Source organism: Pedobacter aquae (genome assembly GCF_008195825.1).
In the GTDB taxonomy this organism is placed as follows: domain Bacteria; phylum Bacteroidota; class Bacteroidia; order Sphingobacteriales; family Sphingobacteriaceae; genus Pseudopedobacter; species Pseudopedobacter aquae.
The window spans coordinates 485088-499380 of record NZ_CP043329.1 but is presented as its reverse complement, the minus strand read 5'-3'; the positions used below and the strand labels follow the sequence as shown (position 1 = coordinate 499380).

The following is a 14293-nucleotide window of genomic DNA, read 5'->3' as shown; positions in this document are numbered from 1 at the left end:
TTTCCTGTTTTCAGTTCTGGATGTCTATTTTGGGCGTTATTAAAGGTTTTTGAATTTTTAATTTTTCCTTTTGAATTTAAATCAGTTACCAGTTCTGAGTTTCCTGTTTCCAGTTCTAGATGAAAATTTTGGACGTTTTTAAAGGTTTTTGATTTTTGAATTTTTCCTTTTGAATTTTTAATTTTTAATTTTCTAATTCACAAAAAAAGAAGCAATCTCATTTATATGGATTGCTTCTTTTTACTTTCTACTTTATACTCTGTACTTTCTACTTTCTACTCTGTACTTTCAACTCTATCACTATAAAAAAGCCGCTAAGCTTTCTTTTAATATTTTGATTTTTGCTTCAGCATCGGCTTTTTTGTTTTGCTCGTTAGCTACGACTTCTGGTTTTGCATTTTGCACAAAACGCTCGTTACTTAACTTAGCATCAACAGCTTTTAAAAAGCCTTCTAAATAGGCAATTTCTTTATTGATTTTTTCTTTCTCTGCTTCGGTATCAATATTTCCTGCTAAAGGGACAAAAAACTCATCTCTACCAGCTAAGAAAGAAGCAGCGCCACTTAATTTATCTGGCGTATAAGACATTTCGCTGATGTTTGCCAACTTAGCGATAATAGCTTTATAAGATTCGAAATTAATATCTGAACTTACTTTTATGGCTAAGTTTAAAGCTTCTTTAGGTGAAATTTGCTTGGTATTTCTGATATTTCTAATCTCTGATACCACTTGTTTAACCACCTCAATTTCTTTCAACAACTGTGCATTTACAGCCTTACTTTCTGGCATTTGAGCAATGATACAACAATCTGTTGCTGCTCTTGCTCCAAAAACCTCATCATGCCATAATTCTTCTGTTAAGAAAGGCATAAACGGATGCAATAGCTTTAAAATGTTTTCAAAATAAGCAACAGTAGCTTTATAAGTTGCAGCATCAATAGGTTGCTGGTAAGCTGGTTTAACCATTTCTAAGTACCAAGCACAGAAATCATCCCAAACCAATTTATAAGAAGCCATTAATGCTTCTGATAAGCGGTACTGGTTAAAATTGCTTTCTATTTCTGCTAAAGCTTCGTTAAAACGATTATCAAACCAAGCTATGGTAGTTTCATTTACATTTGGTAAAGTTTCATCAACTTCCCAACCTTTAACCAATCTAAAGGCATTCCATACTTTATTAGCAAAGTTTCTTCCTTGTTCGCAAGATGATTCATCAAACATGATATCATTACCCGCAGGCGAACATAAAAGCATTCCTACACGTACACCATCGGCACCGTATTGTGCTATTAAATCTAATGGATCTGGCGAGTTACCTAAAGATTTAGACATTTTTCTGCCTAGTTTATCTCTAACAATACCTGTTAAGTATACGTTCTTGAAAGGTACTTCGCCTCTAAACTCGTGACCAGCCATAATCATACGGGCTACCCAGAAAAATAAAATTTCTGGTGCAGTCACCAAATCATTAGTTGGGTAATAATAATTTACGTCGGCATTTCCTTTAGCTTCTGGATGACCACAAACCGTTGGATCAAAAACCGATATCGGCCACAACCATGAAGAAAACCAAGTATCTACAACGTCTTCGTCTTGGCGTAAATCGCTCGATTTTAGATTTGCGAATTCAGATTTTAGATTTTTAAACTGATCTAGAGCCTCTTCGGCTGTTTTAGCAACTACAACTTCTCCATTAGGCGCATACCAAGCCGGTATTTGCTGTCCCCACCACAATTGACGAGAAATACACCAATCTTTCACATGCTCCATCCAATGGCGGTAGGTATTAATGAATTTATCTGGTATCAGTTTAACATCACCATTATTTACATAATCTAAGGCCGGGCCAGCCATTTCTGCCATTTTACAGAACCACTGCATAGAAAGTTTAGGTTCTATGGCGGCATCGGTACGTTCAGAAAAACCTATTTGAGATTTATAATCCTCAACTTTTTCTAAATGCCCCGCTTCTTCTAGTAATATAGCTATTTTCTTACGAGCGATAAACCTATCCTCGCCTACTAAAATTTGTGCTTTTTCGTTTAAAGTACCATCATCATTTAAAATATCAATAACTTCTAAATGATGTTTAATACCCAATTCATAATCGTTTAAATCATGTGCTGGCGTTACTTTTAAACATCCGGTACCAAACTCCATATCCACATATTCATCGGCTATAACCGAAATCTCTTTATTGATTAATGGAATAAAGACTTTTTTACCTTTTAAATGGCTGTAACGTTCATCATTTGGGTTGATACAAATGGCGGCATCAGCCATGATAGTTTCTGGACGGGTGGTAGCTATTATTAAGTATTGTAAGTCAGTAGTCTGCTGACCGCCGTCTGCTGACTGTGGACTTAAGAAATACCTAATATAATACAACTTTTGGTTTACCTCTTTACGGATGACTTCCTCATCAGAAACGGCTGTTAAACCTTTAGGGTCCCAGTTTACCATTCTTACACCACGATAAATAAGTCCTTTTTTATGTAGATGGATAAAAGTATCTATCACGGCTTCAGACAAAGCAGGATCCATGGTAAAAGCTGTTCTATCCCAATCGCAAGAAGCACCTAGTTTTTTTAATTGCTCTAGGATGATACCTCCGTATTTGTCTTTCCACTCGTAAGCATATTTCAAAAATTCTTCTCTAGAAATATCTTTTTTGTTGATGCCCTTTTCTTTAAGCATGGCAACAACTTTGGCCTCGGTAGCAATAGAGGCATGGTCTGTACCAGGTACCCAACAAGCATTCTTACCTTTCATTCTGGCTCTACGAATCAATACATCTTGGATAGTATTGTTAAGCATGTGCCCCATGTGTAATACCCCTGTAACATTTGGCGGAGGAATAACAATGGTGTAAGGCTCTCTTTCATCCGGAACAGATTTAAAGAATTTATGATCTAGCCAATATTGGTACCACTTTGCCTCTGCCTCTTTGGGGTTATAGGTTTTAGAAATGCTCATATATGTTAACGGAAATCTTTATAAACCGCAAAAATAAGGTTTCTTATGAGATTTATATCATCGGCCTAAGCTTCACTAAAATTTTATCTCTATTAACCTATCTGTAACAATATTTTTATGGATTTAGAGTTATGTATGTATTAACTCCTGAAAACATGAAAATAAGGATGCACACCCACATTCTTGACAGTATTTTAGCCAAGACAGGGATAAAATTTATTTACAACTGGTTTAATCGTTAGTAACAAAATTATAGATGTTTAAACATTTCATCTTTTGTAAAGTAAATTTAAATAACTAATTAACTAACAGAGTATGAAATTGAGCATTACCGCTATGGCCATTGGTTTAAGTATGGCTACATTCCAGTTGTTTGCCACAGAGCCTAAAACCTCTGATGATAAGAACAAGAAAGAAGCAAAAAAATTTATTGACCCTGCCAATATGGATTTTAGTGTAAAGCCAGGCAATGATTTTGCACAATATGCTAACGGTATCTGGGTTAAAAACAATCCTATTCCAGCAAAAGAGACAAGATGGGGTAGTTTTTACGAGCTTAGAGATTTCAATATCAATGCCGTAAAAACCATTTTAAATACTGCTGCTGCTAAAACAGGCGCCCCGGCTGGTTCACCCGAAAGAAGAGTTGGAGATTTTTATAAAGCCGCTATGGATAGCGTAACCATTGAAAAATTGGGTTACACACCTATAAAAGCAGATTTAGCTAAAATAGACGCTTTAAAAAGTACTAGCGACATTATTAATGCCATTGCTACTTTACGTACACAAGGTATAGCTTCGCCAGTTTTTGGCTTTTATATTGGTCAAGACAGGAAGAACCCGCAATTAATGGTGGCCCAATTAAGCCAAGGCGGCACTACCCTACCAGATAGAGATTATTATTTGAAAGATGATGCTAGAAGCGCAAAAATAAGAGACGCTTATAGCCAATATGTTCAAAAACTATTTACGCTAACAGGTTCTACAGCAGAAGAAGCTAAAAAACATGCTGCTACTGTTTTTAGTCTAGAGAAATCATTCGCTGCGGCACAAATGAGCCGTTTAGAAATGAGAGACCCTTATAAAACTTACAATAAGTTTGCGGTTGCAGATTTTTCTAAAACTACGCCACACCTAAATTGGACGGCTTTAATGGCTAAAATGAAAGTCCAAGGAGAGGATACCATCTTAGTGAGTCACCCTAAATTTTTCAAATTTGCTGATAGCTTATTAACCAATACAGCTGTTGCCGATTTAAAGACTTATTTAAAATGGAATGTCATTAAAAATGCTGCTTCGCACCTGAGCTCAGAGTTTGTGAAAGCAAATTTTGAATATTCAAGAGTTTTAAGTGGCCAAAAAGTACAAACCCCACGTTGGCAAAGAATGTCTTCTTTAACTGATGGTACCATTGGTGATTTGTTAGGACAATTATATGTACAACAACACTTTAAGCCAGAAGCTAAAGCAAGAATGAAAGAATTGGTAAACAACCTTTCTATTGCTTTTGAGAAGAGAATTAAAACTTTAGACTGGATGAGTGAAGAAACCAAAGTAAAAGCGCTTGATAAATTACATGCTTTTACACCTAAAATTGGTTATACCGATAAATGGGAAACTTATGATGGCTTAGTGATTAAACCTAATATGCACTTCCAAAATGTTAGAAATTCTGGGGAATGGGCTTATCAAAAAATGATAAGTAGATTAGGGAAACCAGTAGATAAGACACAATGGGGAATGACGCCACCAACGGTAAATGCTTATTACAGTCCGGTGATGAATGAAATTGTTTTCCCTGCTGGTATTTTACAATTCCCTTTCTTTGATCCTAATGCGGATGATGCTGTAAATTATGGCGGTATTGGTTCTGTAATCGGACATGAGATGTCTCATGGTTTTGATGACTCTGGTAGCCAATATGATAAAGATGGAGCTTTACGTAACTGGTGGACAGCAGATGATTTGGCAAGATTTAAAGCAAAATCTGCCGATTTGGTACAGCAATACAACAATTACAAAGTGCTTGATACCATCCCGGTAAACGGTAAATTAACCTTAGGTGAAAACATTGGTGACCTTGGCGGATTAAACATTGCTTACGAAGCGTTTAAAATGACCGAGCAAGGAAAATCAAATACAAAAATTGATGGCTTTACCCCAGATCAAAGATTTTTCTTATCATGGGCACAAGTTTGGAGAGGCAGCTCTTTACCAGAAACAGCTGCTCAATTAATTATTGTCGATACACACTCGCCAAATGAATTCAGAACCATAGGTCCTGTAGTCAATATGGATGCTTGGTACACTGCATTTGATGTAAAACCTGGAGACAAACTTTACAAAGCACCAGAAAACAGAATAAAAATCTGGTAATCAATAGCTTATTTTTAAAGCCGTTTTTGAAATATCTTTATATTTTGAAAACGGCTTTTCCATTTTTGCAAAAAGTAAAAAACACGCAACATAGAGCAAACAAAAATCTATTTGCTTACGTATATTTATACGCAAGTATTAGACATAGCGTTCATTCATGATGTTAAAAAAGTTTTATTATTTACTCCTTCTAGTTTTACCCCAATCTTTATTTGCACAAATAAAAAATCCAGAATTTAAAGATATGCTTGATAGCATTTACCATCATAGTGTACCTTTAATTACGGTTGATTCTTTAAAAGAACTTAAGAATGTTTATTTGCTAGATACCAGAGAGAAAGAAGAATTTAACGTTAGCCACTTAAAACATGCTCGTAATGTAGGCTATATCTGGTTTGATATGCGAGATATTTATGACATCCCTAAAGATGCTACCATTGTGGTGTATTGCTCCGTAGGCTATAGAAGTGAGAAAATAGGAGAAAAAATCATGAAAGCGGGCTACAAAAATGTTTTTAACCTTTATGGAAGTATATTTGAATGGGTAAACCACGGTTATCCGGTATACAAAACAGACGGGGTGCAAACTTCTGAAGTACATACGTATAATAAAAAGTGGTCTAGATGGGTATCAAGAGGTACAAAAGTTTTTTAATTTAATATTGTTGTTATATGTTAGAGCCTGACAGGCTAACGGTTGTTACCACAGCAGATGGATCTAAAACCATCTATCACCCTATTATCAAAGAAAATTACCATAGCAGAAATGGTGCTTTACAAGAAAGCAACCATGTATTCTTAAATTCTGGCTTACGTTATTACTTAGCAGATAAACAACATACTGAGGTTGCTGTATTAGAAATCGGCTTTGGTACAGGCTTAAACTTTTTGCTAACTGCCGATTTTTGTAAAGGCAAAGAAATACAACTCCAATATGTAGGTATAGAAGCGTATCCGTTAAATTTAGGTTTGATTGAAGAAACAGCTTACCAAGAAATTGTTTCTGCCAATACATGGGGGATGTTTACCAAACTGTATGACGAAGCCTTACAAAAGAGCGTTACTTTAAATGAATTTTGCCAATTGCATATTGCCCCTACTACCCTAGAAAATTTCTCTAGCCCACAGCTTTTTGATGTTATTTATTTTGATGCTTTTGCCTCTTCTAATCAACCAGAAATGTGGACCAAAGAAGCTATCACTAAAACCATTTCTTTCTTAAAACCAGGTGGTGTTTTTGTTACATATGCCATTACTGGCGATTTAAAACGCATCATGAAATCTTTGAACATGAAGATAGAAAAAGCTCCAGGAGCAGCTGGAAAACGCGAAATGCTTAGAGCTGTGAAAGGCTGAAGAATTAAAAATTAAAAAGGAAAAATTAAAAATTAAAAAACCCTTAAGAACGTCTAAAATTTTCATCTAGAACTGGAAACAGGAAACTCAGAACTGGTAACTGATTTAAATTCAAAAGGAAAAATTAAAAATTCAAAAACCTTTAATAACGCCCAAAATAGACATCCAGAACTGAAAACAGGAAACTCAGAACTGGTAACTGATTTAAAATTCAAAAGGAAAAATTAAAAATTAAAAAAACCTTAAAGAACGTCTAAAATTTTCATCTAGAACTGGCAACTCAGAACTGGCAACTGATTTAAATTCAAAAGGAAAAAATCAAAATTCAAAAACCTTTAGGAATGTCCAAAATGATATTCAACTGGTAACAGGAAACTGAATACTGGCAACTGATAAAAATATGCCAATCTATCTTATGTTATTGCTCATCAAGTATAATCTATTGATGTATAATTGCTCTAAATTGCTTTTCAGATTTGTTTTATAGGTTATTTCTCATCTCCTAAAGCAATTCATCATTTTATTAAACCAATATCATGAACAAGATGAAAGAAGAACAAGAAAATCATATACAACGTAGAGCTTTTATTCAGAAAAGTGCATTGTTTGCTGCTTCTACTTTAATATTACCTTTTTTAAGTGAAGATACATACGGCTTTGTAAACCCTCCGCAAAAAAGTAAGTTGGTGCCAAATGTAAAGCTTAACAACGGCGTCCTCATGCCTGTTCTAGGTTTTGGAACTTTTCAGTTAAGAGAATCGGTTTGCCAGCAAAGCGTAGCAGATGCTATTTCGGTAGGTTACAGACTTATAGATACAGCAACACTTTATAAAAATGAAGAATTTGTAGGGGCCGGCATTAAAGACAGTGGTATAAAAAGAGAAGAACTTTTCATCACTTCGAAAGTATGGGTAACTGATTCTGGCTACGAAAAATCTAAAATTGCTTTTGAAACTTCATTGAAAAAACTAGGTACAGATTATCTGGATTTATACCTTATACATCGCCCTAGAGGAGATTTTAAAGGCTCATGGAAGATGATGGAAGAGCTGTATAAAGAAGGTAGAATAAGAGCTATTGGCCTTAGTAATTTCACCCCAGACCAATATGCTGATTTTATGAAAGAAGCTAAAATTATCCCTACAGTAAACCAAGTAGAATCACATGCTTATTTTCACCAGATAGATACTTATAAAGATTCAAAAGAAAATAAGGTTCAAATGGAAGCCTATACACCTTTTGCACAAGGCAGAAACGGGCTCTTTACCAACCCTGTTTTAGCAGAAATTGGCAAAAAATATAATAAGACAAATGCACAAGTAAGTTTAAGGTGGCATTACCAAAGAGGTGTTGTTGCTATCCCTAGAAGTTCTAAAAAAGAACATATCATTGAGAACTTCAACATCTTTGATTTTAAACTAAGTAAAGCTGATATGGCAACCATTGCTGCTTTAGATTTAAATAAAACGCAATTTCCTACTTGGGGCTAGAGCTTTTATAAATCGTATCTAAATAAATAAACCTCTGTGGCTATTAGGTGAGCCACAGAGGTTTATTTTTTGGTGGAAATTCTTTTTCAAAGCCTCAAACTTATTGTACTAAAAGCTGCTAATCTTCTTCCCTATCTAATGCTGCCCCTATTTCATCAATTTGTTGTTGATGTAAATCGCCCCAAAGCTGTTCCCATTTGCTATCTATTTTTCTTACTTGCGTAATGAGTTTACCTTCTTGTTCTATTTTAAAAAAGCTGATGCCATCGGTAGTTTCCTCTTTTTTAGCATTCAGCTGAGTTTCTTCACCATCTAATTTTATTATTAGATGAATGGGTTCTTGGTTCATGTCTCTCATAAATTGTGGATATATACATAACTATCAAAGGTTATACCGTAATATTTATTTAAGAATGCCATGATAATAACTATTTTTAAACCCATGAATGTATTTGATACCCAGCACAGTCCTGCAACTTCTTTTGAAAGGTTATTAGCTATTATGGATGATTTAAGATCTCAATGCCCTTGGGATAAAAAGCAAACCATGGAGACCTTAAGGCATTTAACTATTGAGGAAACCTACGAACTTTCTGATGCTATTTTAGAAGGAGACATGCAGGAAATTAGAAAAGAACTGGGCGATTTGATGTTACATTTAGTTTTTTATGCCAAAATAGGTTCAGAAACAAATGATTTTAACATTACTGATGTTTTAAACGGTATATGCGATAAGCTTATCAACAGACATCCACATATTTACAGCGATACCAAAGCAGAAACCGAAGAAGAAGTAAAGCAAAATTGGGAAAAAATTAAACTTAAAGAAGGCAATAAATCTGTTCTAGGTGGTGTACCTTCATCTTTACCTGCATTAATTAAAGCATCCAGAATTCAAGAAAAGGCTCGTGGCGTAGGTTTTGATTGGGATGATAAAACCCAAGTTTGGGAAAAAGTTGAAGAAGAACTTCAAGAGTTTAAAAACGAATTTAACATTGCAGATAACAAAGAAATAGATAAAGATAAAGCAGAAAGTGAATTTGGCGATTTGATGTTTTCACTCATCAATTATGCCCGATTTTTAGACATTAACCCAGAAGATGCCTTAGAGAAAACCAATAAAAATTCATTAAAAGATTTCAGTATTTAGAGCATAAAGCTGTAGAAATGGGTAAATCGTTAAAAGATATGTCTTTAGCAGAAATGGATGTATTTTGGAACGAAGCAAAAAAACTTTAGGGGCTGTGTATCAATAAGAATAAAGCATACGTAAGTAGTGTTATAAAACAACTCTCTATGTATTTGAATAATCTGCAATCAACTGTTTTCAGTCTTATTCTCATTCTTTTTATAGGATTTGCCGCCTGTGAGAAAAGCAGCCGGGTAGAACTACTGGAAAAAGATTATAAAGGTGTTTTTTATATTCAAAATAGCTCTTATAGCTATGAGCCAAGTCCTTTTGTGCTCCAAGTAAAAAATGGTAAATATACTTTTGTACCTGGTTTAAACTCGCCCATGAGAGGTGGCAGCGGTTCTTTTACTGTAGAAGGTAATCAAGCTATTTTTAGAGATGAGAATTTTTGGACGGCAGATTTTGATTGGAGTTTTATTTTCAATGGTACTTTTGAAATCACCAATCAGGATAAATATTTAATACTCACAAGATTAAATGGAAATTCCAGTTACATTTATAAACTGGAAAAATAACAATGAAGCATCCTTATAGCAGTTTAAGCGACCAAGAGCTTATCATAAAATGTAGAAAAGACGATGTAAAAGCACAAGAAATGCTTTACAAGCGCTTTTATGCTTATGCTATGGGAATTTCTTTACGTTATTGCATTAACCGCGATGATGCTTTAGAAACGGTTAATGATGCTTTTATGAAGCTCTTTAAAACCATTAAAACTTTTGAGAACGAAAGATTGATAAAGCCGTGGTTTAGGCAAATTGTGGTAAACTCTGCCATAGACAGCAGAAGAAAAAACCTTAAACATTCTACTGTTTTAGATATAGAATATGCCGAAGAAAAACCCGCAAATAATCAAATTATCTCTAAAATAAATGCCCAAGATATCTTAAAATTATTAGATGAATTGCCAGAAATACATCGTTTAATCTTTAACCTTTATGAGATTGATGGCTACTCTCATGAAGAGATTGCGGATATATTAGACATCCCTTCTAGCAGCTCTAGAGTATATTTATCCAGAGCAAAAGATAAATTAAGAAAATTAGTAAATAACCACTTTTATCTGAACTATGAACGAGCAATTTGATAAGGAGCTGAGAGATCATATAAAAGATACATTTGATATTTACAACGATCAAATGGCTGATGACGGCTGGAAAAAATATCAGCAAAAAGTACAGCGCAAAAAATTAAGAGCCTTTTTGTTATGGAGTGTACCAAGTGGCATGGCAGCAGCACTAGCTATATTGTGGTTATTAAACATGACGGTTCAAACAGAAACTCAAGAAGAATTAACACCAATTAAAATCAGTAAAAATATCATACAAAAACCATCAGCAACTATAAATTCTGAAGATGAACCCAAGCCTAAAGACATTGAAATTACCTTAGGTAAACAAACTAATGAAAGCTCAGAAAATGTAATAAAGCAAGAAGAAGCTTTTATCAAAAATCAGAAAGCTAAAAGGCAAAATCCTACAACTTTAGCAAGTAATTTTGTTGTTGATGATTATTTTTTTCTGAATGATACTTTAGCTTCTCCATTAGAAATTAGCCCCAAAAGCATCATTACGCAACTTACACAGCATCATATTGCTTCGGTAGATTTTGCTCCATCAACCAGTGAAATTATAGCAGCAAATAAAACCAATAATAAGTCTCTTGGCAACTCATCTCCTGTATTAGCTTTAGCTTCTACGCCACAGAGTGCATATTCTGGAGATATCAAAAAATCTGTGGTTAAGCCTTTTAAAACTTTAAAGAAATTAAAATTAGGTTTAGATGCTTCTACCTTTATGAATTTTACTCGGGAAGGCGTAAGTGAGGATATAAACCTAGCTATAGGTATAATTTCTGAGTATAAACTCTCTAATAAATTTAGTTTAAGCTCTGGTTTTAACATCAATAAGCAAACCGCTGCTTTTATTAGCAGTAACCCTCAGCAAAATAATGCTGCTTCAGAAAAAGCTTTCGCTAACGCTATGGCTACGGTAGTTACTCAGAATTTTTCTAATGCCAGGTTAGTTGGTATTGATATTCCTTTGCAGGTAAAATATACCTCCAGCGCTAAAAAAATCAATTGGTTTGTAACCAGTGGTTTTAGCTCTTACACTTTGTTAAATGAGCGCTATTTAAACAATATTTCTGTAGTAAATTATGGTTTTGCTGGTGTAGAAACCAATAATATAGTTTTAAAAGAAGAGAATAATAACAACTTATTTTCTAACCTACAATTGGCTCGTACTTTAAACTTTTCTGTTGGAGTTAATATCCCAGTTAAAAATGTAACTTCTTTAGCTATAGAGCCTTTCATTAAATATCCAATAAGAACTGTGGGTAATGAAAGATTAGAAATTGGCTCTGGAGGTATAAGTTTTAGGTTAAACTTAAACAATTCTTTATTTAAATGATAGCGCCTTAACCGGAGATATTTTACTTACCAGCATAGAAGGAATGATTAAAACGGCTAAGCAAATTACCAAGGTTCCTATATTGATGAGTACAATATCTAACCATTCAAATTGGATAGGAATAAAGCTCATGTAATAAGAAGCTTCATCTAGCTTAAAGAAATGTGTTTGTTGTTGAAGATAGCCTAAACCTAGTCCAAAAATATTTCCCATCAGCATCCCAAAACCAACTAAATAAACGGCATTGTAAAGAAAAATTTTTCTAATTCCCCAATTAGATTCGCCCAATGCTTTCAGCAAACCTATCATATGTGTACGCTCTAAAATGATAATGAGCAAAGCAGAAATCATGTTGATGATGGCTACCATCAACATCAAAACCAAAACCACTTGAGCGTTAATATCTAATAAAGAAAGCCACTCGAAAATACTAGGAAAATTGGTGGTTACGGAAACTGCTTTAAGCTGGGCAGGCAATTCATCTCCAACATCATAACTGCTTGCATCAAGCTGGTTAAAATCTTTAATTCTTAACTCGTAACCTCCAACTTGGTTGTCTTCCCACTTGTTTAACCTCCTTACCAAATCCATATCTCCAATAACAAAAACCTTGTCTACCTCTTCTACTCCGGTACGGTAAATGCCTACAATTTCAAACTTACGTTTACGTAAAGATTCTTGAATAAAGTACATCAAAAAGTTATCGCCAACCTTTAAATTCAATTTTTTAGCAACCAATTCAGAAATCAGAATTTGCTGTTGATGACCAGGTTTGGTAAAATCTATAACCTGCCCTGCTATTAAAACTTTTTTGAAATTATCCCAATGGTAGGCGCTATCAACACCCTTAAAAACAACACCTTCTACTTCATCATTAGCTTTTATAATACCTGGTTTGGTAGCAAAAGCATCTACCACAGCTACATTAGGAAGCTGTTTAATTTTATTTAGATTTTGTGTTTCAAGGTTAAAAGATGAGTTCTCGTAAGAAGAATTTAAATCGTACTTAAGTATTTGAATATCGCCATTAAAACCTCTTATTTTTTCTCTTATTTCGGTTTTAAAGCCCTTCATAATAGCGATAGCCAATAACATTACGCATAAACCAAGCGTTATGCCTAAGATGGCTATGCGCACAATTAGTTTAGAAAATGTACGCTCTGCTTTAAAGGAAAGCCTTTTGGCTATAAAAAATGCAAGATTCAAAAATTCTTTTTGTTTATTTGTAAGCCACAAATATGCGACCATTTACGCAAAAAAACACGTTAATTAGTATCTATGTATAAAATCAGCATCATTTTAGCTTTCTTTCTATCTTCTTATGGTTGTATGGCAGGTAATAAACAAACCTCTAGCACAGTTAAAGAAGCTCAACCAGAAAAAACTATACTTACTGGCGCACAACAAACAGAGGCTTATTTGCCCTATTTAAAAGGTAAAAAAGTAGGTTTAGTGATTAATCAAACTGCAGAAATTAACAAAGTTTCATTAGTAGATACTTTAAAAAGTTTAGGCGTTAATATTAAAGCCATATTTGGACCAGAGCATGGTTTTAGAGGTGATGCCGATGCTGGCGAAAAAGTTGGAAATTATACCGATAAAAAAACCGGCCTCCCTGTTATTTCTTTATATGGGAAGAAACACGCTCCTTCAAAAGAAGATTTAGCAAATATTGATGTTTTAATTTATGATATTCAGGATGTTGGCGTTAGATTTTACACCTATACCATTACGCTAGCTTATGTGATGCAGGCTTGCGCCGATAATCAAATACCGTTACTTATTTTAGACCGACCAAACCCTAACGGACAATTGATAGACGGCCCTATTTTAGAACCAGAGTTTAAATCTGGAGTAGGGATGCACAAAATACCTATTGGCCATGGTTTAACACCGGCAGAATTTGCCCAGATGGTGAACGGAGAAAAATGGCTTAGCAATGGTGTCCAATGCAAATTGAAAATTATTAAGGTTAAAAATTACAGTCATGATATGGTTTACACTTTACCTGTTAAGCCATCTCCTAACCTACCTAATGCTTTATCTATTTATCTGTACCCAAGTTTATGCATGTTTGAGGGTACAGCTATAAGCCAAGGTAGAGGAACACTTTACCCTTTCCAAGTTTTAGGTCACCCGGCATTGAAAGGAAAGTATGAATTTAATTTTACCCCTATAAGTATTGTTGGGATGAGTAAAAACCCTCCTCTAGAGAATCAGGTTTGTTATGGTATTGATTTTAGAAGTACTGCTTTAAAGGATATTCAAAATCAAAAACAACTCCATATAGGTGTCTTATTAAAGCTTTATCAGGATTTCCCTGAAAAAGAAAAATTCTTCACTCCCTTCTTTCATAAACTAGCTGGCAATGCTAAACTGATGCAGCAAATTAAAGATGGCAAAACAGAAGCAGAAATTAGGGCAAGCTGGGCAAACGGACTTGAAACCTATAAAGCAAGCAGAAAAAAATATTTATTATACAATTAATTAAA

Annotated in this window: 11 protein-coding genes and 1 pseudogene; 9 read left to right on the top strand and 3 right to left on the bottom strand. The window is 34.4% G+C overall.

The window, feature by feature from the left end; all coding sequences use genetic code 11:
* Nucleotides 1-300 precede the first annotated feature (300 nt).
* Nucleotides 301-2976, bottom strand: a complete 2676-nt coding sequence (locus tag FYC62_RS02295) for a valine--tRNA ligase (RefSeq protein WP_149073754.1) — start codon at nt 2974-2976, stop codon at nt 301-303.
* Between the two features lie 315 nt (nt 2977-3291).
* On the opposite strand from FYC62_RS02295, the gene FYC62_RS02290 reads away from it, so the two are divergent.
* The 4 genes from FYC62_RS02290 to FYC62_RS02275 all read left to right on the top strand — a co-directional run bounded on the left by FYC62_RS02290 (nt 3292) and on the right by FYC62_RS02275 (nt 8198).
* A complete protein-coding gene (locus FYC62_RS02290) occupies nt 3292-5352 on the top strand; it encodes a M13 family metallopeptidase (RefSeq protein ID WP_039449462.1) in 2061 nt (686 codons plus the stop codon).
* 160 nt (nt 5353-5512) lie between these two features.
* Nucleotides 5513-6007 carry a rhodanese-like domain-containing protein gene (locus tag FYC62_RS02285; protein ID WP_149075825.1) on the top strand — a complete coding sequence of 165 codons (495 nt, stop codon included), beginning with the start codon at nt 5513-5515 and terminating at the stop codon, nt 6005-6007.
* Between the two features lie 17 nt (nt 6008-6024).
* Nucleotides 6025-6708 carry a tRNA (5-methylaminomethyl-2-thiouridine)(34)-methyltransferase MnmD gene (mnmD, locus tag FYC62_RS02280; protein ID WP_039449466.1) on the top strand — a complete coding sequence of 228 codons (684 nt, stop codon included), beginning with the start codon at nt 6025-6027 and terminating at the stop codon, nt 6706-6708.
* A gap of 536 nt (nt 6709-7244) precedes the next feature.
* Nucleotides 7245-8198 carry an aldo/keto reductase gene (locus FYC62_RS02275; protein ID WP_317131507.1) on the top strand — a complete coding sequence of 318 codons (954 nt, stop codon included), beginning with the start codon at nt 7245-7247 and terminating at the stop codon, nt 8196-8198.
* Between the two features lie 118 nt (nt 8199-8316).
* On the opposite strand, the gene FYC62_RS02270 is transcribed toward FYC62_RS02275, so the two are convergent.
* Nucleotides 8317-8556: a hypothetical protein gene (locus FYC62_RS02270; protein ID WP_149073753.1), complete on the bottom strand. Its 240-nt coding sequence runs from the start codon at nt 8554-8556 to the stop codon at nt 8317-8319.
* A gap of 84 nt (nt 8557-8640) precedes the next feature.
* Between FYC62_RS02270 and mazG the strand changes: the two are divergent.
* The 4 genes and pseudogenes from mazG (at nt 8641) to FYC62_RS02250 (ending at nt 11801) form a co-directional block, all read left to right on the top strand.
* A pseudogene (mazG, locus tag FYC62_RS02265) lies at nt 8641-9437 on the top strand (nucleoside triphosphate pyrophosphohydrolase).
* Between the two features lie 57 nt (nt 9438-9494).
* The gene (locus tag FYC62_RS02260; RefSeq protein WP_052176791.1) at nt 9495-9905 is read left to right on the top strand and encodes a hypothetical protein; all 411 of its coding nucleotides are present in this window, start codon (nt 9495-9497) and stop codon (nt 9903-9905) included.
* A gap of 2 nt (nt 9906-9907) precedes the next feature.
* Nucleotides 9908-10477 (top strand): RNA polymerase sigma factor, encoded by a 570-nt coding sequence (locus FYC62_RS02255; protein WP_039449473.1) that lies wholly within the window; start codon nt 9908-9910, stop codon nt 10475-10477.
* Entirely contained in the window at nt 10461-11801 is a 1341-nt protein-coding gene (locus FYC62_RS02250) for a hypothetical protein (RefSeq protein ID WP_149073752.1), read from the top strand. The genes FYC62_RS02255 and FYC62_RS02250 overlap by 17 nt, the downstream gene beginning before the upstream one ends.
* On the opposite strand, the gene FYC62_RS02245 is transcribed toward FYC62_RS02250, so the two are convergent.
* Nucleotides 11790-13007, bottom strand: a complete 1218-nt coding sequence (locus FYC62_RS02245) for an ABC transporter permease (RefSeq protein WP_149073751.1) — start codon at nt 13005-13007, stop codon at nt 11790-11792. The two genes, FYC62_RS02250 and FYC62_RS02245, sit on opposite strands and share 12 nt — an antisense overlap.
* 72 nt (nt 13008-13079) lie before the next feature.
* Here FYC62_RS02245 and FYC62_RS02240 point away from each other — a divergent pair, with 72 nt between their 5' ends.
* Nucleotides 13080-14288 (top strand): exo-beta-N-acetylmuramidase NamZ family protein, encoded by a 1209-nt coding sequence (locus tag FYC62_RS02240; RefSeq protein WP_149073750.1) that lies wholly within the window; start codon nt 13080-13082, stop codon nt 14286-14288.
* The last annotated feature ends 5 nt before the right edge of the window (nt 14289-14293 follow it).